This is a genomic window from Pedobacter sp. Bi27 (genome assembly GCF_918698255.1).
Taxonomy (GTDB): domain Bacteria; phylum Bacteroidota; class Bacteroidia; order Sphingobacteriales; family Sphingobacteriaceae; genus Pedobacter.
The window spans coordinates 1,033,311-1,050,144 of the sequence record NZ_CAKKMW010000001.1 but is presented as its reverse complement, the minus strand read 5'-3'; the positions used below and the strand labels follow the sequence as shown (position 1 = coordinate 1,050,144).

Genomic DNA, 16,834 nt, shown 5'->3' with positions numbered 1-16,834 from the left:
CATAAAATTGGAGTGTTAAAAAATCTTAATTAACACCTAAAAGATCATTAGGTTGATTTTAAGACGAATAAAGCTTAAATTCGCAAAATTTTATTTTAAAAAAACAGATAATACATTGGATATATTTGATAAGATAGCAAAGCACATGGGCCCACTTGGGCAGCACCAGAAATGGTCTCATGGGTATTTCTCATTTCCAAAATTAGAGGGAGAAATTGCACCTCACATGCAGTTTCGTGGAAAAGAGCATTTGGTTTGGAGTTTAAACAACTACTTAGGCTTAGCCAATCACCCGGAAGTTAGAAAGGCAGATGAAGAAGCTGCGGCAAAATTTGGTATGGCTTACCCTATGGGTGCCCGTATGATGAGCGGTAACTCAAGCTATCATGAACAGCTGGAGCAAGAACTTGCAGCGTTTGTGGGCAAACCAGATGCATTTTTATTAAACTACGGTTATCAGGGTATGGTATCGATTATCGATACTTTGGTTGACAGGAATGATGTAGTGGTGTATGATGCAGAATCGCATGCCTGTATTGTAGATGGATTACGTTTGCACATGGGTAAACGATTTGTTTACAAACATAATGATATTGAAAGTGCCCGTAAGCAGTTAGAGCGTGCTACCAAACTGGTTGAAGAAACTGGTGGTGGTATTCTTTTAATTACCGAAGGTGTTTTTGGAATGAGCGGTGCTCAGGGTAAATTGAAGGAAATTGTTGATCTTAAAAAAGATTTCAACTTCCGTATCCTGGTTGATGATGCGCATGGTTTCGGTACAATGGGTAAAACCGGTGCAGGTACACACGAAGCACAAGACTGTATCGATGGAATTGATGTTTATTTTGGAACCTTCGCCAAATCTATGGCGGGTATTGGTGCTTTTGTTGCTTCAACAGAGCAAATTACCAATTTCTTAAGGTATAATATGCGTTCTCAGACTTTTGCCAAGGCGTTACCAATGCCAATGGTAATCGGTTTGTTAAAACGCTTAGAGTTGCTAAAAAGCAAACCTGAGTTAAAAGATAAACTTTGGGAAATTGCAATGACCCTGCAAAAAGGATTACGCGAACGCGGATTCGATTTAGGTGTTACCGATTCGGTAGTTACACCGGTTTTCTTAAAAGGTGAACTTTCTGATGCTACTGCAATTACTTATGATTTACGCGAGAACTATAGCATCTTTTGCTCAATCGTTGTTTATCCGGTAATTCCAAAAGGTATGATCGAACTCCGTTTAATTCCTACGGCTGTTCATACACTGGAAGATGTACAACGTACTTTAGATGCTTTTAGTGAAGTAGCTGAAAAATTAGAAAACGGATATTATAAAGAGAACCTTTTCGCTACCGTTTAAGATCAATGAAAATTTTACAAAGCCCTTTAAATACGTTTAAAGGGCTTTTTTGTTGGAATTTTTTCTGTAAAAATCTGTATTTCAGTTACTTGATCTAATTCTTTTGTGGGAAATATGTTTATAAAAGCATAGAATGTGGAAAAAAACGGTGTAGAGGGCTGTTTTTTATTGTTCTAAAAATTTTTTTATTTCACCAAACCCTTTAAATTAGAGTAAGATAATTAAAAACTAAAACCTTAAAGAACCATAGGAGTAATTAAAAATGAAAAAATTCGAAGAAGTAAAAAGTTTAGTGGCAGCTTTAGAAGCTGATGCAGACAAATTTTATAACAAAGGTAACAGCGCAGCTGGAACCCGTATACGTAAAGGTATGCAGGATTTGAAAAATTTAGCTCAGGCCATCCGTTTAGAGGTTCAGGAAACTAAAAACAAAGCTTAAGCGATCAAAAATATTATAATGAAAAGCCTCAGAAATCTTCTGGGGCTTTTTTTATGAATAGGTTTTGCCTTTATCTCTTATTAATATTTTCTTCTACTGTAAAATATATAAGACAAATTATCTTTCGTTGCTTAAGTTTCGTTAGCTTTCTTTTTATTTGCTGGATAGTCTATTTGGGTTACAAACATTAAGCTGAAACTTCGATTTTACTATTTATTTGAAGCTTGGTGTAAGGTAAATAAATAGCATCCTGAGCATACCAATTATGGTATGAAGTGTTAACATTATTAACAGTATAAGGTACCAAAACATTTGCAATACAATAAAGCGGAAAGTGACGAAGTGGGTTATGTACTGAATGTACTCAGTAGCATACATGCTGTAGATGCTAAATTGAAAGAAGAATTTGAGAAACATCTTTTAACAGTCAGGATTAAAAAAGATCAGATATTGTTCAATGAAAACGAAGTATGCGAATACATCTATTTCATTGTTAAAGGGGCCTTAATGGGCTGTACTACGCATAATAAACAAAAAATTACCACCTATATTTCGGTTGAAAATGATTTTGTTAGTTCTATATCAGGGCTTCATGGATCTGGCTATTCACAAGAGTATGTTGTGGCCGTTGAAGATACCCATTTGCTGGCCATGCATAATAATGAACTCAATCGTCTTTTTTCGCATCATTTCGAACTGAATTATATTTTCAGGGTTGTTTTAGAAAAATATTATAAAGATGCACAGCAAAGAGCGCACATTATACGGGTAGGAAACGCCAAAGAAAGATATCTGTATTTTGCCAAAACGAATCCAGGCTATTTAGACCGCTTGCCATTAGAGCTGGTAGCTTCTTTGTTAAATGTTAAGGCATCTACACTTTTATCCATCAGGAAAAATTTTTCAGGGAAAGCCAAAAATAAGGAATTGGAAGAGTGGGGACAAAAATTAGAATCGCATATTAATAAACATCAATCATTCAGGCATAAAGATGTCAGGCTTCAATCTCTTGCTAAAGAGATTGGTTTAAGCAGTCATAAACTTTCCATTGTCTTAAATAGCTATTTCAATAAGAGCTTTATTGATTATATCAATCAATATCGTGTAAATTGGATTAAAGGAAGTATCCGCAACCCTGATATCATGCAGAACTTTACGCTAGAGGCACTCGCCTACAGCGCAGGTTTTTCTTCACGGAGCGCTTTTTATAGCTCCTTTAAAAAACTGGTAGGAATGAGTCCTGTTGAATATTCGAGAACCCTCGATCAAGAAAAAACTTTAGTTTAACGTTTCTGTTACAGAAAGTCGCTCTTAAGGTACTTTTTATTGTGTAGTTGTGTCGATTTATAATACAGGACAAACTTGCTTCTGTATTATGTGCTATAAGGTGCATGTTTGGCTAATTTCGTGCAACAAACATAAACGATTAGGTTTCATAGGCTTATATTGGCCAAAATTGATTAATACTATGATAAGAATAATGCGTGCCGCAGACTGGGATGAGGTTAGTGCCATTTATCAGGAAGGAATCGATACTGGTACTGCAAGTTTTAGGACCCCTGATATTTCTTGGGAAAACTGGGATTCGTCACACCTTAAGGCTTGTAGGTTTGTGGCCTGTAAAGGTAAAGAAATTATAGGTTGGAGCGCGCTTTTGCCAGTATCGGCGAATTATGATGTTGGTAGGGTAGGTGAGACAGAAGTGTATGTTAAACATGGTTATAAAGGCCAGGGAATAGGTTCTTTACTGTTAGACGCGCTTGTTAAAGAGAGTGAAAATAAGGGCGTTTGGATGCTTCAGGCTGGGATATTTTTGCAAAATTCGGCCATATTGAAAATCTATGAAAAAGCAGGGTTCAGGGTAGTGGGCTATCGCGAAAAAATAGGAAAGGCAAAAGGTGTTTGGCAGGATAACCTGCTGATGGAAAGAAGAAATAAATTGATTGCATGATAAACAAAGGTCTTTGAAAATAATTTCAAAGACCTTTTGTTGTTTTTAGTATCTGAATGACTTATGTCGTAAAAGTAGGTTCGAAGCCAACAAAGGCCCTACAGCTCAGCATGGTTAATGCTAAAACAATTAAAATTATATTTTTCATGTTTATCTCCCTTATTTCTGATTAGCTTTTGATTCTTCTATTTTCACGGTTGTGTTATTGAAGTAATGCGTTTTTTGCTCAAATTTGTATAGTTTTTTTTGTGCAAAATAATAGAAATCAGAAAACGTCGATCTTTCTCCCGAACCTTTATAAACTTCGTAGATTGTTGAATCATTAGCCAGGTAAACTAAAGTGGCCCGGCGATGAGAATCTTTAAAATCATTTTCGTTCAATCCAACATGGATATTGGATGATTCACTGCTCGGCTTAGCGCGTAGGGCGCAGCCGCTGACCATTACGGCCAACATGGCAATACATAATACATTTTTCATTGTGTGTGTTTATTTGTGTGTATCGAAGCCAACTCAATAATGATGCCTTTAATATTCCTAAAACTTTTGGAGCGTTATAGTTTTTGAACTTTGTTTTAAGGTATTGATTGTCAGCTGATTTATTTACGTAATTTTTTATTTACACACAAATAAACAGATTGTCTTTATTTACTTTTCAGCAAAATCAAACAATCTGTTCTAAAATATTAATTGGGAAGTGTTTAAGCCACCTCGCTTAGTTTTTCTATCTCTGCAATAATCGATTTTTCTAACGCCACAGAAGCTTTAACCAATGGCAACCTTACTGTATCGCCACAAACACCTAAATGTTTTAATGCCGCTTTTATTCCTGCCGGATTTCCCTCAGCAAAAGCCAAACGGGTAAATTCTATTAAGCTTAAATGAGCAGGCAAGGCCGCTTTATAATCGCCAGCTAAACAAAGTTTCACCATATCAGAAAATTGCTTAGGTAAAGCATTCCCGATTACCGAAATAATCCCTGCAGCACCTAAAGCGATCATTGGCAAGGTAACCGGGTCATCACCAGAAATTAAAAGAAAATCTGCAGGTTTATCTCTCATAATCTGGTTAAACTGATCAAAACTTCCTGAAGCTTCTTTGGTCGCGATGATGTTTTTAAAATCATACGCCAGTCTGCAGGTAGTTTCCGGGCTCATGTTGCTTCCGGTACGGCCAGGTACGTTGTATAAAATCAGATCTAAAGGAGAAATTTCTGCTAAGTATTTATAGTGCTGATAAATTCCTTCCTGCGTAGGTTTGTTGTAATAAGGACTAACCGATAAAATGGCGCTGTATCCGTTAGTATCGAAAGATTTAATATCTTCAGCAACGGCCAAAGTGTTATTGCCACCTATGCCGGCAACTAAAGGTAATCTATTGTTATTAATTTCAGCAGTATAGGCCCACACCTTCTTCTTCTCGTCCTTGGTCATTGTAGCGGTTTCGCCGGTTGTACCTAAAGAAACGAGGTAATCTATCCCTCCGTCTACCAAATGATTAATCAGGTTTTTTAAGCCGTTATAATCAACTGATCCATCTGTGTTGAAAGGTGTAACCAATGCTACACCAGTACCCTGAAATTTGTTCATTATATAATTTACTTTTTTGTTTTTACCACGGAGCCGCAAAGGACACTAAGGTTTTTATTTTTTAGGTTATAAATAGCCATCTATAACTCTTTTATTCCATCTTTTATTTTTGCCTCAATAATGAGTAAGTTTTTTGTTTTTACCACGGAGCCACAAAGGGCATCAAGGCTTTTATTTTAGGTTATAAATTGCATTTATAACTCTTTTATTCTATCTTTTATTTTTGCCTCAATGATGAGTGAATTTTTTGTTTTTACCACGAAGCCACAAAGGGCACCAAGGTTTTTATTTAGGTTATAAATTGCATTTATAACTCTTTTATTCTATCTTTTATTTTTGCCTCAATGATGAGTGAGTTTTTTGTTTTTACCACGAAGCCACAAAGGGCACCAAGGTTTTTATTTAGGTTATAAATAGCCATTTATAACTCTTTTTATTCCATCTTTTATTTTTGCCTCATTAAAATTAATAAGTAATCCTAACTTACAATTGGAAAGTTTTAAATAGGTTATTGTTTGTGCGAGATGGACTTCTTTAAGGATGCTCACAGCTTTCACTTCAATAATAACTTTTCTTTCAACCAAAATATCTATTCTGTAATTACAATTCAACTTCACGTCCTTGTAATAAACAGGAAGATATATTTGATTGGAAACCTGCAATCCAGCATTAACCAATTCATAAACTAGACAAGCTTCATACGCCGACTCTAACAATCCTGGCCCTAGTTCAACATGAACCTGATACACAGCATTAACAATTAATTTAGCAATTTCATTTTCAGTCATCCCTTAATTTTTAAAATAATTTATTTTGAAGCAATAGGGATGCTTTTAATCAATTAACTTTGTGTTCTTTGTGTCTTTGTGGTCAACTAACCGTTTATCATTTCTAAAAGCTCAGCATCGCTGATGATCGGAACGTTTAGTTTATTCGCTTTTTCTAATTTCGATGGACCCATATTGTCGCCTGCTACCAGGTAATTCAATTTGCCCGAAATACCGCTCAGCATCTTGCCTCCATTAGCCTCAATCATATCTTTTAGTTCATCGCGACTAAATTTTTCAAAAACGCCCGAAATTACGAATGTTTTTCCAATAAGTCTATCACTATCAAGCGTAATTACTTTTTCTTCAATTTCAAACTGTAATCCGGCTAATTTTAATAATTCTACCTGCTGTAAATGCTCAGATTTTCCAAAATACTCAACAATGCTCTCTGCAATTCGCTGGCCGATCTCATCAATGGCAATTAATTCCTCTACAGTAGCTTTAGAAAGGTTGTCGATATTCTTTACGCCAGCGGCAGTTTTCTTTGCAACTGTTTCACCAACATATCGGATACCCAAGCCAAAAAGCACTTTCTCGAAAGGCATTTCTTTCGATTTTTCAATTCCTGCAAGCATATTCTCGATCGATCGTTCTCCGAAACGGTCTAAGGTTTTCAGTTGATCTGATTTTTGGTACAGGGTATATAAATCGCTGATGTGCCTTACAAGGCCATGCTTATAAAAGGTTTCAATAGTTTCATCACCGAGCCCATCAATATTCATGGCTTTGCGTGAAATGAAATGCTGAATTTTTCCAACAATCTGCGGAGGGCAACCCTCATCGTTAAGGCAATAATGAACTGCTTCTCCTTCTCTTCTGATTAATTCTGTTCCACATTCGGGGCAGTTGTGTAAATATTGAACCTTTGTAGCTCCAGGCAATCGCTTATCTAAATTTACCTTGATAATTTTTGGAATAATCTCACCACCTTTTTCTACATAAACGGTATCGCCTTCATGTAAATCTAAACGATCTATTTCGTTCGCATTGTGCAATGTAGCGCGTTTTACCGTGGTGCCGGCCAATAAAACAGGTTTTAAATTGGCAACTGGCGTAACTGCGCCTGTTCTCCCTACCTGATAGGTTACTTTTTCTAATACAGTTTCAACCTCTGCCGCTTTGTATTTGTATGAAATGGCCCAACGTGGAGATTTAGAGGTGAAACCCAATTCTTGCTGTTGTGCATAACTGTTCACCTTAATTACAATACCATCGATATCATAACTCAGTTTAAAACGCTCGTTTTCCCAATGGTGGATAAATTCCAGAACTGCATCGATGTTAGAAACTAATCGGTTATGTTCACAAACATGGAAACCCCAGTCTTTTACGGCATTTAAACTTTCCCAATGGGTTTTAAATTCGTTTTTATCGGTATATAAGAAATAAATAAAACCATCTAAGGGTCGTTTGGCCACTTCTTTGCTGTCCTGCATTTTTATAGTGCCCGAAGCAAAATTTCTAGGGTTTGCATAAGGGATCTCACCAAGTTCTTCACGGGCAGCATTTAAGCGTAAAAAGGCCGCTTTGTGCATAAAAATTTCCCCACGGATTTCGAAATGTTCGGGCGCAACCGCCGATTTGATCTGGTGTGGGATGGTATGAATGGTTTTTACGTTATTGGTTACATCATCACCTTTGGTGCCGTCGCCGCGGGTAACTGCACGTAAAAGTTTGCCGTTTTCGTAAGTAAGACTGATAGACAGGCCATCAAATTTTAACTCACATACATATTGGAAATTATCGCCAATCGCCTTACGGATCCGTTCATCAAAATCGCGGAGATCTTGTTCATTATAGGTATTCCCCAACGATAACATGGGGTATTTGTGGTTTACCGTAATAAAATTTTTGGTAATATCTCCGCCAACACGCTGCGTAGGTGAATTTGGATCTGCAAAATCAGGATTTGCTTTTTCGAGCTCGGCAAGGTGTTTTAATTTTTTATCAAACTCATAATCGCCAATGGTAGGCATAGCCAACACATAATAGTTATAATTGTGCTGGTTTAGTTCGGCCACCAGGGCATCCATTTCTTCTTTTATTGCAGTTAGTGACATAAGACAAATATAGAAAAAGGAGCAGAGTGATTAATATTTTAGTTGTAAAAGCTGTAAATCTACTTTCTTGCTAAAAATGCCCATACGCTCAACGAATGGAATAACAAAGCTATTATTTAACCAACTGATCGATTCTGTATTGGCATAATAAGAATTTTTGATGTCATCTTTCGGAATCATATTGATTTTGTTTATTGTGCCCGATCCGAGATCCATTTCAGCATACATGGTAGCAACTGAACCTCCATCTGATTGGTTGGCCAGGATGCGAAGCGTATTTTCTGCCTGATTAAATGATACCTCTGAACCTTCTCCCATACTGCTGCTTGCATAAGCGCGAGGTAGAAATTGGTGGTAAAGCGGTTTCATCTGGGCATCATATCCATTCATCAGGACTGATCCTTCGGATGTAAATGAGCCATGGCTGCCGGAGACACTGCGTTTTGGAGAAATAGCAACAAGGAGTGTATTGTTGTATTCTGAAATGTGCCTGATGTTCACGTATTTGGCATCGGAGAAATCCAGGTCATCGAATTTCTTATTGGCTGGTACAAAAGATTTTTGCAGTTCTTTAACATGAGCCTTGTCAAACACTTCTTTGGTGAAAGTGAACGTTCCGTTATTAAAATCAATTCTTGCAATCAAGGTAGAACGCTCTTTGTTTATATTTTTATAGAATATACCAATATAATTGATCAATGGTTTTTTACTGCTTGCAAAAGTTATTGACGATACCTCATCCTGATTAAAAGCATCAACAGGAATGCTTACGGTTTTAAGTGGGCTGGGGTTGCTGCTTAAATAAATGGCCACATTACATTTTCCCTTCGGAGCATCTACCGTACTGATGATAAAACTGCCATCATCTCCACAGGATGCCTTCCAACTGTCGCCATCTGGCATTTCGGGCTCCATTTTCTGGATCTGCTCCAACTTGTCATTAAAATCGATTACAGTATAGCTTTGCGATTCATTAAAATCCTTATCCATTTTAAGAGCAGTTAAAAAACCGACCACTGGTAAGCCAACATGTACTTTACGTTTTACCCCTGTTAACCTGCTAGCCATTTTGAAATAGGAGCCGTCATTAGAGAAAAAGAATTCCGGTGCCTCAATAAAATCTTTACTGCCGTCATAAATTATCTTTTGTGAAAGTATTTTGCCTGTTTTTTCTTCCAACAGATAAGCGATAAATTGATTGGTAAAACTTTTAAAGTAGCTACGGTCTGTGGAGGCAACAACCATAATGTTGTTTTTGAATTTTCCGATCGCCATTGGGAAACCAGAAAGTTCGGTGAGCCACTTTTGGCTTAGCTTATCATCAATTGTAACCACGGCGAAATCGGCCTTCGGGACATCAACAATCATAGCGATGGCGTTACCGGATAAATCTACTTTTGTACCGTACCTGCTATCATAAGAGGCTCGGATATTCCAGGTGGGTTTTTTGATAACATTAATCTGCTGTTGAGCGAAAGTGTTGAACTGCAAAACGATGATTAATAGGGAGAGAATTAGTTTAATTTTCATTTAGTTATTTGGCTTTGCCCAAATATATCAAAATAATCAAACCAGTTTTCCCTCAATCTCCTCAAAAATATCCATGTAATCTTTTTCTAGAACGGTTTTAAAAATCCCGAGTTCAAAAGTCAGCTGCTGCAACTGCTTTTCATTTAACGTTTCTGGCCACAAACGCATACAGATCCTGTTAAGGGCATAACTGATATTTTCGAGTTTTTGGTAACTCAACAGGTATTTACTGCTGATGAACTTCTCCAGAAAGTTGAAAAATACTTCTGGATCTTTCAGGTTGCAGTGCTCCAGAAAATCGCTTAATGATTCTTTTTTTACCGCTTCGAGTTTATCATAAAAATGATTCACATGAACCAGATTATGCGTTACCAATAAATGATCCAATAAAAGTTCTAAGCCAATATGCGCGAGGAATGACGGGCGGACGGCAGTATTTTCTACAATGGGCTTAATGAGCTGTTTAAGTTCGGTGGTTTTCTCAAGGAAAAAATTAGAGGAATGAAAAAGCAGGTCGACCGCTAAATGTCTTTTCCAGCCAAAAAGCAGGTTTTCTTCATCAGGATTTCCTTTAAACAGGAATTCATTCTTCTGTGGATATAAATTTGCCTCTTTTGCAGCATTTTTAATCAGATCTGGCAAAACCGTTCCCATTACCACATTGGCATCATTATTTGTCCGGTCGAAATAATAATGGGATAAAAAGTTCATTTTGCAAGGTAATGTTTTCTTGTATGGTTGTAAAGAGCCAATGGTAAAATATTGGTAAGGTTATGGGGTTGCAAAGCGTAATTGCGATAACTCATTTACAAAACCAACTAATTTGCTTTAAACTAAGCTAAAATTTTATCTTTGCACGCACATTATTAAAGTGTTTGTACAATGACGAATTTTGTTGAAGAGTTAAGATGGCGTGGCATGCTGCATGATATTATGCCGAATACTGAGGAAAAGTTAAACGAGGGTATGACTTCTGGTTATATCGGTTTCGACCCTACTGCAGATTCGTTGCACGTTGGACACTTAACGCAGATCATGACACTGATTCATTTTCAAAATGCTGGTCACAAGCCGTTTGCTTTAGTTGGTGGTGCTACAGGTATGGTAGGCGATCCTTCAGGGAAATCTGATGAACGTAATCTTCAGACACCTGAAATGATTGAGCATAACCTGAAAGGGATGAAAAAGCAATTATCTAAATTCTTAAAATTTGAAGAAGGTGGAAATGGCGCTGTAATGGTTAACAATGCCGATTGGTTTAAGGATATGAATCTTTTTACCTTTATAAGAGATGTAGGTAAACACATTACCGTGAACTACATGATGGCAAAGGATAGCGTTAAAAGACGTTTGGAAGGTGATTCTGGCCTATCTTTTACTGAGTTCTGTTACCAGTTGATCCAGGGTTACGATTTTTATCATTTATGGAAAAATGAAAACTGTTTGGTACAGATGGGCGGATCAGATCAATGGGGCAATATTGTTACCGGTACGGAGCTGATCAGAAGAAAAGATGCAGGAACAGCTTATGCCATTACCACTCAATTGATTAAAAAGGCAGATGGAACCAAGTTCGGTAAAACAGAAAGTGGTGCAGTTTGGCTGGATCCGGAGAAAACTTCTCCTTATAAATTCTACCAATTTTGGTTAAATGCATCAGATGATGATGTGAAAAAATGGATCCGCATTTTTACCTTGAAAAGTAAAGAAGAAATAGAAGCTTTAGAAAAAGAACATGACGTGGCACCAAATCGTCGTATCCTTCAAAAAGCTTTAGCTGAAGATATCACTATAAAAACCCATTCGGTAGAAGCGTTAGAAACTGCTATTAAAACTTCAGAATTTTTGTTCGTAAACGGATCACTTGAATTTCTGAAAAGTTTATCGGAAAAACAAGTTTTGGAAATGTTCGAAGGTATTCAGCAGTTTAATATCTCAAAATCAGAATTAAGCACTGGGATTGATGCAGCTACTTTGTTGGCAGAAAAAACAGATGTTTTTCCATCTAAAGGTGAAGCTAAGAAATTGATACAAGGTGGAGGTGTTTCCGTAAATAAAGAAAAAGTAGCTGACCCTATGCAGGTTTTCAATACCGCGCATCTGATCAACGACAAATTTATTGTGGTACAGAAAGGAAAGAAAAACTACTTCCTTTTAATCGCTGAATAAAATTTTCAGGCCCAATGAAACTGACAGTAAAAGATCTATTCATTGGGCTCGAATTTAAAATTGAACGGGAGGTTGATCTTCCGCATCAGCCTCCGTTAATCCATATCGCTCATGAGTCACGAAAATCGGATTATGAAGGTATTTATCTGTATCCGAATATTGTGAAAATTCCCTCATCTTCTTCATAAGGTATATTCAACGCTGTTAAAAGGAGTTTAAATTCTTCGGTTTCGTCAAATATTTTAGGGCCAACTAAAGTTCCGCTGTGCTCCGCATAACATGGTCGTACTTTTATGTACTCAATGGTAAAAAACAAATGCATGCCCTCATTGTAAAACGGGTCCCAATTTCCTAACCAATGTGGAGCCTTACTTATTTTAACTTCTTCATAAGTCTTGTCATCAATAATGAGTTTGTCTATATATGGAGGTGGGAAAGGCAATTGTTTTATTGCATTTTGAAGTTTCAACCATTTTGTATCGTTCATTACTGACGACAGCCCTTTTTTTGTAACAATTTTTCTTATTTTCTCTTTTTCCGCTAAAATATCCGGATCGTTTGAGGTATAGTATTTATACTTTTCTCTTTCGGAAATTTCAGGGTTTCCGAAGAAATCACTGTAAAAATCCTTTCTCTCACTAATGTCCATTTTAGCCCTGGTTTTAAAATTCTATCAATTATGATAAAGTATATATAATATTCATTAAAGAAATTTAATACCAAAAATAACATTTAAGAAGTTATTAAAGATTATCCCTCGCCCATTGGGGCAAGTTATAAAGAATATGTGTTTAAAAAACTGCAGCATACCGCGCTTAAATAATGCGATCTGCTTTTAGCAGAACATTTCATCCTGAAACGAAAAAAGCCACTTCCGTGGCTTAAATGAGATGCTAACTTATAGATGCTAATTAAATACGTAAAACTTATTAAAACACTTATAACATTTGTACCTCTTAACTGAAATCCATGGCATAAGCGTTTTAAAGAGAAAACCCCTGGGTACCCTGTAGGTTTCGAAATTTTTACACTTCGGACAAGATAAGCGGGTTTTAACTAAAGTTAATTCTTCTGTAGGCTCCATAATAAGCGTAAGTTTGGTTGGGCAAATCAAATTTACGCAAAATAAAACCTAAGAATATCATCGAAAAACTACCATTTTGTTCATTTCATCGACTATTATTTCATTTTAAGGTAAAATATGTTCAAAAGGGTTCTTAAAGGTGTTTTTTGTTTTATAATTTTTTACTTCTGTATCAGTTAACAGACAATATTCGAGTGATTTTTTTAATTCATCGTTGTTCATTTCCTGTCCAATAAAAACAAGTTCATTTTTACGGTCTCCAAAATCATTATCCCAATCTGCATCAATTTCAGTTCTGTTTTCCAGGTAGTCCACGTATTGTTCACGTTCATGCTGCTGCATGCTTGCCCACCAAACCCCTGCCGGGTCGATGCGTAAGGAACCGCCTGCCTGCGAAAAATTAATGGCTTGCTCTGGCATGGCAGCAAGATAGAATATGCCTTTTGATCGGATAATATTCTGCGGAAATTCCTTATTGATGTAATGCCATAATCTTTCAGGGTGAAAAGGTCTTTTAGAACGGAATACGGTAGAACTTATTCCATATTCTTCGGTTTCGGGCTGATGGATTTCTTCAAGCTCTTTTTTCCATCCTGCTCCTTCAGATGCAGATTCAAAATCGAACAGTTTTGTGTTTAAAATTAAAGCCGGATCTATTTCTCCAAAAAGCGTCTGATAAATCTTGGCGCTTGGGTTCAGTTTAGCAATCAGCGCCCTGAGGACCTTAATATCGGTATCACTTACCAGATCGGTCTTGTTCAATAAAATTACATTCGCAAATTCGATCTGGTCGGTAAGTAGGTTTACGATAGTGCGTTTATCAGCCGCATTATCAACCATGTTGCGGTCAGCAAGTTTATCTGCCGAACCAAAATCCCTGTAAAAATTATAAGCATCTACAACAGTTACCATTGTATCTAACCGGCTATATCTACTCAGGTTAATACCCGAAGCCTCATCAATAAAAGAAAATGTTTGTGCAACAGGAATGGGTTCAGATATTCCCGTGCTTTCGATCAAAAGATAATCAAATCGGTTTTCTTTTGCCAGTTTTTCCACCTCGGTCATCAGGTCTTCCCGCAGGGTACAGCAGATGCAGCCGTTGCTCATCTCTACCAGTTTTTCATCGGTTTTAGATAAGGTATGCTGATCTTTAACCATAGCGGCATCGATATTTACCTCGCTCATATCGTTCACAATAACGGCCACTTTTAAATCTTGCTTATTCCTTAATATAGCATTGAGCAGTGTCGTTTTACCACTGCCCAAGAAACCGCTCAATACGGTTACTGGTAATTTCTTTATCATGTTAATGCAATTATGTTGCAAATATAGCTTTGATTATTTTAAATGCAACCATATTGCTTTTATATTTGCAGACTAAATTTATTTTAATGAAACTACGGAGCTATAAAATCAACCTCGACCGGATCGGCATTTCCGCCTCAACACTTTGTGCCATACATTGCGCAGCATTACCATTCCTGATCACTGTTTTGCCGATGTGGGGTATGGGGTTTCTGGCCTATGAAGCGGTTGAAATTACGATGATTGCAGTTTCATTGATTATTGGTATCTGGAGCTTAAGTGCTGCCTACCGAAAGCAACATCACCGTATTATGCCAATCCTGGTGCTTATTTCAGGCTTTGTCTGCATTGCATTTGGGCATTTTTCGGGAATTGAGCTGCTGGAGCCGATTTTGATTCCGCTTGGTGGATTTACCATTGCGACTGCCCATTACATCAATTTAAGAATGCTCAAGTCTTGTCCCATCGATCACCAGCTTTAAAAGTTTATCCTTATTAACTAATATGTCAAAGAATTATAAAATCCTGTTTATCCCGGCGTTGTTGTTCATCACCATGTTAAACCCTGCCTGCAAACATGGTACAAATGATGGAATAGAACTGTACAGGCGTTATGCCATCAAAAATCTGGTAGTTAAAAAAGTGCAAAAGGTGTTACATCATGATTAAGATCAGTTCACTGGCACATGTTTATGAGAAGGGGAGAAGAATAAAATTTCCCGACTGGGAAATCGCAGATATGGAGCAATGGCTTTTACTCGGTGCATCTGGTAGTGGGAAAAGCACACTGCTCAATATTATTTCTGGTCTTTTGGAGCCAAGCCAGGGTGAAGTTTTAATTAACGGAACCGATTTATATACGCTGCCTGCAAGAGGGAGGGATAGGTTTAGGGGAAGACATATCGGAATCATTTTTCAAAGGCCGCATCTTATTCGTTCACTTGATGTGCTCGATAATTTAGCGCTTGCTGCGGTAATGGCTGAGCTACCTGTAGATCATGAACGGAATCTTTCGCTTTTGCACGATCTGGATATTGCCGAACTGGCTGAAAATTATCCTGACCAATTAAGTCAGGGGCAGTTGCAAAGGGTTTCAGTGGCGCGTGCATTGGTAAACAAACCTGATCTGTTGATTGCTGATGAGCCTACATCTAGCTTAGATGATGAAAATGCCAATCAGGTAATTCAGCTGCTGACTACCCAAGCTAAAGATAATGGAGCTGCACTGATCATTGCCACGCACGACCGAAGGGTTCGGGACCACATTACTAAAACCTATCTACTCTAATGAATATCTTTAAAATCAGTAGCAAAAACCTCGTCAGGAATAAGCTAACAACAATTTTGAATATTATTTTAGTTGCCTTTGGTGTGAGCATCCTGTCTATTCTCTTTTTGGCGTCTACACAGATTAGCAGCAAACTGGAAAAAAATGCCAAGGATATCGATCTGGTTGTGGGGGCCAAAGGAAGCCCCTTACAGCTGATATTAAGCAGCGTTTACCATATCGATTACCCAACGGGAAATATTCCTGCTAAAGATGCCTACAAATTAATGCAGAACCCTATGGTTAAAAGGGCTGTTCCATTGGCATTGGGCGATAATTATAACGGCTACCGGATTGTTGGCACTGATAGCACTTTCTCCAATCTTTACGGTTTATCTATCCAAAAGGGAAGCTTTTGGCATAAAGACTTAGAAGCAACCCTTGGTAACACTGTTGCATTAACATCGGGGCTCAAGATTGGCGATTTTTTTTTCGGCGCACATGGTTTAACCGGGAATGGAGATGTTCATAAACAACATGCTTACCAGGTAAAAGGGATTTTAAAACCACAGGGAAACATAACCGATAATCTGATCCTCACTAATATTGGCAGTGTGTATAAAATGCATGAAGAGAAGCATGTTGAGGGCCATAGTAACGTTTCTGAAGGAGCCAAAGAGATTAACGATAAACAGATTACAGCCTTGCTGATTCAGTATAAATCGCCAATGTCGGTGATTCTTTTCCCACGGATGGTTAACCAAAGTACAAACATGCAGGCGGCCTCTCCGGCGATGGAAAGTGCAAGGTTGTTTTCACTGATTGGTGTTGGGATTGATACGTTACAATGGTTCGCCATATTTATTATGGGGATTGCTGCCCTGAGTATTTTTATCAGCCTTTATAACGCAATGAAAGAGCGGAAATACGACCTGGCCATTATGCGTTGTCTTGGTGCATCAAAATCGAAACTCTTTTTCCTGGTCATGTTTGAAGGGGTTTTGGTTACATTTATAGGCGCCTGTTTGGGTTTATTGATCGGGCATATTGCCCTTGAGGTAATCGGGGCCTATCAGGAATCTTCTCAGGCAAAATTAACGGGGTTTACTACAATTCCACAGGAAGTATATTTAATCTGGATCGGGCTGTTTATCGGCGCTTTAGCCTCGCTTATCCCCGCTATGCAGATTTACAAGGTTGATATTGCCGAAACTTTAACCAAAAACAGATAACCTGGTTGAGGTTAATAC

Annotated in this window: 17 protein-coding genes; 9 read left to right on the top strand and 8 right to left on the bottom strand. The window is 37.6% G+C overall.

The window, feature by feature from the left end:
• Nucleotides 1–115 precede the first annotated feature (115 nt).
• The 4 genes from LQ227_RS04190 to LQ227_RS04175 all read left to right on the top strand — a co-directional run bounded on the left by LQ227_RS04190 (nt 116) and on the right by LQ227_RS04175 (nt 3,747).
• Nucleotides 116–1,357 (top strand): aminotransferase class I/II-fold pyridoxal phosphate-dependent enzyme, encoded by a 1,242-nt coding sequence (locus LQ227_RS04190; RefSeq protein WP_230145489.1) that lies wholly within the window; start codon nt 116–118, stop codon nt 1,355–1,357.
• A gap of 262 nt (nt 1,358–1,619) precedes the next feature.
• Nucleotides 1,620–1,796: a hypothetical protein gene (locus tag LQ227_RS04185; RefSeq protein ID WP_029278061.1), complete on the top strand. Its 177-nt coding sequence runs from the start codon at nt 1,620–1,622 to the stop codon at nt 1,794–1,796.
• 312 nt (nt 1,797–2,108) lie between these two features.
• Nucleotides 2,109–3,083 carry a helix-turn-helix domain-containing protein gene (locus LQ227_RS04180; RefSeq protein WP_230145488.1) on the top strand — a complete coding sequence of 325 codons (975 nt, stop codon included), beginning with the start codon at nt 2,109–2,111 and terminating at the stop codon, nt 3,081–3,083.
• 181 nt (nt 3,084–3,264) lie between these two features.
• The gene (locus LQ227_RS04175) at nt 3,265–3,747 is read left to right on the top strand and encodes a GNAT family N-acetyltransferase (RefSeq protein ID WP_230145487.1); all 483 of its coding nucleotides are present in this window, start codon (nt 3,265–3,267) and stop codon (nt 3,745–3,747) included.
• Nucleotides 3,748–3,906: 159 nt separating this feature from the next.
• Here the strand turns inward: LQ227_RS04175 and LQ227_RS04170 are convergent, their stop codons facing one another.
• The 6 genes from LQ227_RS04170 to LQ227_RS04145 all read right to left on the bottom strand — a co-directional run bounded on the left by LQ227_RS04170 (nt 3,907) and on the right by LQ227_RS04145 (nt 10,467).
• Entirely contained in the window at nt 3,907–4,227 is a 321-nt protein-coding gene (locus LQ227_RS04170; RefSeq protein WP_230145486.1) for a hypothetical protein, read from the bottom strand.
• Between the two features lie 221 nt (nt 4,228–4,448).
• Nucleotides 4,449–5,336: a 4-hydroxy-tetrahydrodipicolinate synthase gene (gene dapA, locus LQ227_RS04165; RefSeq protein WP_230148335.1), complete on the bottom strand. Its 888-nt coding sequence runs from the start codon at nt 5,334–5,336 to the stop codon at nt 4,449–4,451.
• A gap of 407 nt (nt 5,337–5,743) precedes the next feature.
• Nucleotides 5,744–6,124, bottom strand: a complete 381-nt coding sequence (locus tag LQ227_RS04160; RefSeq protein ID WP_230145484.1) for a GxxExxY protein — start codon at nt 6,122–6,124, stop codon at nt 5,744–5,746.
• Nucleotides 6,125–6,210: 86 nt separating this feature from the next.
• Complete coding sequence (gene ligA / locus LQ227_RS04155; RefSeq protein ID WP_230145483.1) at nt 6,211–8,226, bottom strand: NAD-dependent DNA ligase LigA; 2,016 nt, start codon at nt 8,224–8,226, stop codon at nt 6,211–6,213.
• Between the two features lie 30 nt (nt 8,227–8,256).
• Entirely contained in the window at nt 8,257–9,756 is a 1,500-nt protein-coding gene (locus tag LQ227_RS04150) for a hypothetical protein (RefSeq protein ID WP_230145482.1), read from the bottom strand.
• 36 nt (nt 9,757–9,792) lie between these two features.
• Nucleotides 9,793–10,467 (bottom strand): ACP phosphodiesterase, encoded by a 675-nt coding sequence (locus LQ227_RS04145; protein ID WP_230148333.1) that lies wholly within the window; start codon nt 10,465–10,467, stop codon nt 9,793–9,795.
• A gap of 171 nt (nt 10,468–10,638) precedes the next feature.
• Here LQ227_RS04145 and tyrS point away from each other — a divergent pair, with 171 nt between their 5' ends.
• Nucleotides 10,639–11,925: a tyrosine--tRNA ligase gene (gene tyrS, locus LQ227_RS04140; RefSeq protein ID WP_230148331.1), complete on the top strand. Its 1,287-nt coding sequence runs from the start codon at nt 10,639–10,641 to the stop codon at nt 11,923–11,925.
• Nucleotides 11,926–12,067: 142 nt separating this feature from the next.
• Here tyrS and LQ227_RS04135 read toward each other — a convergent pair whose 3' ends face one another.
• Nucleotides 12,068–12,574, bottom strand: coding sequence for a DUF6678 family protein (locus LQ227_RS04135; RefSeq protein ID WP_230145479.1), 507 nt, complete (start codon nt 12,572–12,574; stop codon nt 12,068–12,070).
• A 540-nt stretch (nt 12,575–13,114) separates the two neighbouring features.
• Entirely contained in the window at nt 13,115–14,317 is a 1,203-nt protein-coding gene (locus LQ227_RS04130) for a GTP-binding protein (protein ID WP_230145478.1), read from the bottom strand.
• Between the two features lie 86 nt (nt 14,318–14,403).
• On the opposite strand from LQ227_RS04130, the gene LQ227_RS04125 reads away from it, so the two are divergent.
• From LQ227_RS04125 to LQ227_RS04110, 4 genes are read left to right on the top strand one after another with little or no spacing between them, the layout of a single operon-like run.
• Nucleotides 14,404–14,799: a MerC domain-containing protein gene (locus LQ227_RS04125; protein WP_230145477.1), complete on the top strand. Its 396-nt coding sequence runs from the start codon at nt 14,404–14,406 to the stop codon at nt 14,797–14,799.
• A gap of 22 nt (nt 14,800–14,821) precedes the next feature.
• Nucleotides 14,822–14,986, top strand: a complete 165-nt coding sequence (locus LQ227_RS04120) for a hypothetical protein (RefSeq protein WP_215132031.1) — start codon at nt 14,822–14,824, stop codon at nt 14,984–14,986.
• Nucleotides 14,979–15,605 carry an ABC transporter ATP-binding protein gene (locus LQ227_RS04115; protein ID WP_230145476.1) on the top strand — a complete coding sequence of 209 codons (627 nt, stop codon included), beginning with the start codon at nt 14,979–14,981 and terminating at the stop codon, nt 15,603–15,605. Before LQ227_RS04120 ends, LQ227_RS04115 begins: the two co-directional genes overlap by 8 nt.
• Nucleotides 15,605–16,816: an FtsX-like permease family protein gene (locus LQ227_RS04110; protein WP_230148329.1), complete on the top strand. Its 1,212-nt coding sequence runs from the start codon at nt 15,605–15,607 to the stop codon at nt 16,814–16,816. Before LQ227_RS04115 ends, LQ227_RS04110 begins: the two co-directional genes overlap by 1 nt.
• The last annotated feature ends 18 nt before the right edge of the window (nt 16,817–16,834 follow it).

Excerpts from the sequence above, each read along its gene's own strand:
- LQ227_RS04185 (WP_029278061.1), top strand. The coding sequence starts at position 1,620 with ATGAAAAAATTCGAAGAAGTAAAAAGTTTAGTGGCAGCTTTAGAAGCT.
- LQ227_RS04175 (WP_230145487.1), top strand. The coding sequence starts at position 3,265 with ATGATAAGAATAATGCGTGCCGCAGACTGGGATGAGGTTAGTGCCATT.
- LQ227_RS04170 (WP_230145486.1), bottom strand. The coding sequence starts at position 4,227 with ATGAAAAATGTATTATGTATTGCCATGTTGGCCGTAATGGTCAGCGGC.
- dapA (WP_230148335.1), bottom strand. The coding sequence starts at position 5,336 with ATGAACAAATTTCAGGGTACTGGTGTAGCATTGGTTACACCTTTCAAC.
- LQ227_RS04160 (WP_230145484.1), bottom strand. The coding sequence starts at position 6,124 with ATGACTGAAAATGAAATTGCTAAATTAATTGTTAATGCTGTGTATCAG.
- ligA (WP_230145483.1), bottom strand. The coding sequence starts at position 8,226 with ATGTCACTAACTGCAATAAAAGAAGAAATGGATGCCCTGGTGGCCGAA.
- LQ227_RS04150 (WP_230145482.1), bottom strand. The coding sequence starts at position 9,756 with ATGAAAATTAAACTAATTCTCTCCCTATTAATCATCGTTTTGCAGTTC.
- LQ227_RS04145 (WP_230148333.1), bottom strand. The coding sequence starts at position 10,467 with ATGAACTTTTTATCCCATTATTATTTCGACCGGACAAATAATGATGCC.
- tyrS (WP_230148331.1), top strand. The coding sequence starts at position 10,639 with ATGACGAATTTTGTTGAAGAGTTAAGATGGCGTGGCATGCTGCATGAT.
- LQ227_RS04135 (WP_230145479.1), bottom strand. The coding sequence starts at position 12,574 with ATGGACATTAGTGAGAGAAAGGATTTTTACAGTGATTTCTTCGGAAAC.
- LQ227_RS04130 (WP_230145478.1), bottom strand. The coding sequence starts at position 14,317 with ATGATAAAGAAATTACCAGTAACCGTATTGAGCGGTTTCTTGGGCAGT.
- LQ227_RS04125 (WP_230145477.1), top strand. The coding sequence starts at position 14,404 with ATGAAACTACGGAGCTATAAAATCAACCTCGACCGGATCGGCATTTCC.
- LQ227_RS04120 (WP_215132031.1), top strand. The coding sequence starts at position 14,822 with ATGTCAAAGAATTATAAAATCCTGTTTATCCCGGCGTTGTTGTTCATC.
- LQ227_RS04115 (WP_230145476.1), top strand. The coding sequence starts at position 14,979 with ATGATTAAGATCAGTTCACTGGCACATGTTTATGAGAAGGGGAGAAGA.
- LQ227_RS04110 (WP_230148329.1), top strand. The coding sequence starts at position 15,605 with ATGAATATCTTTAAAATCAGTAGCAAAAACCTCGTCAGGAATAAGCTA.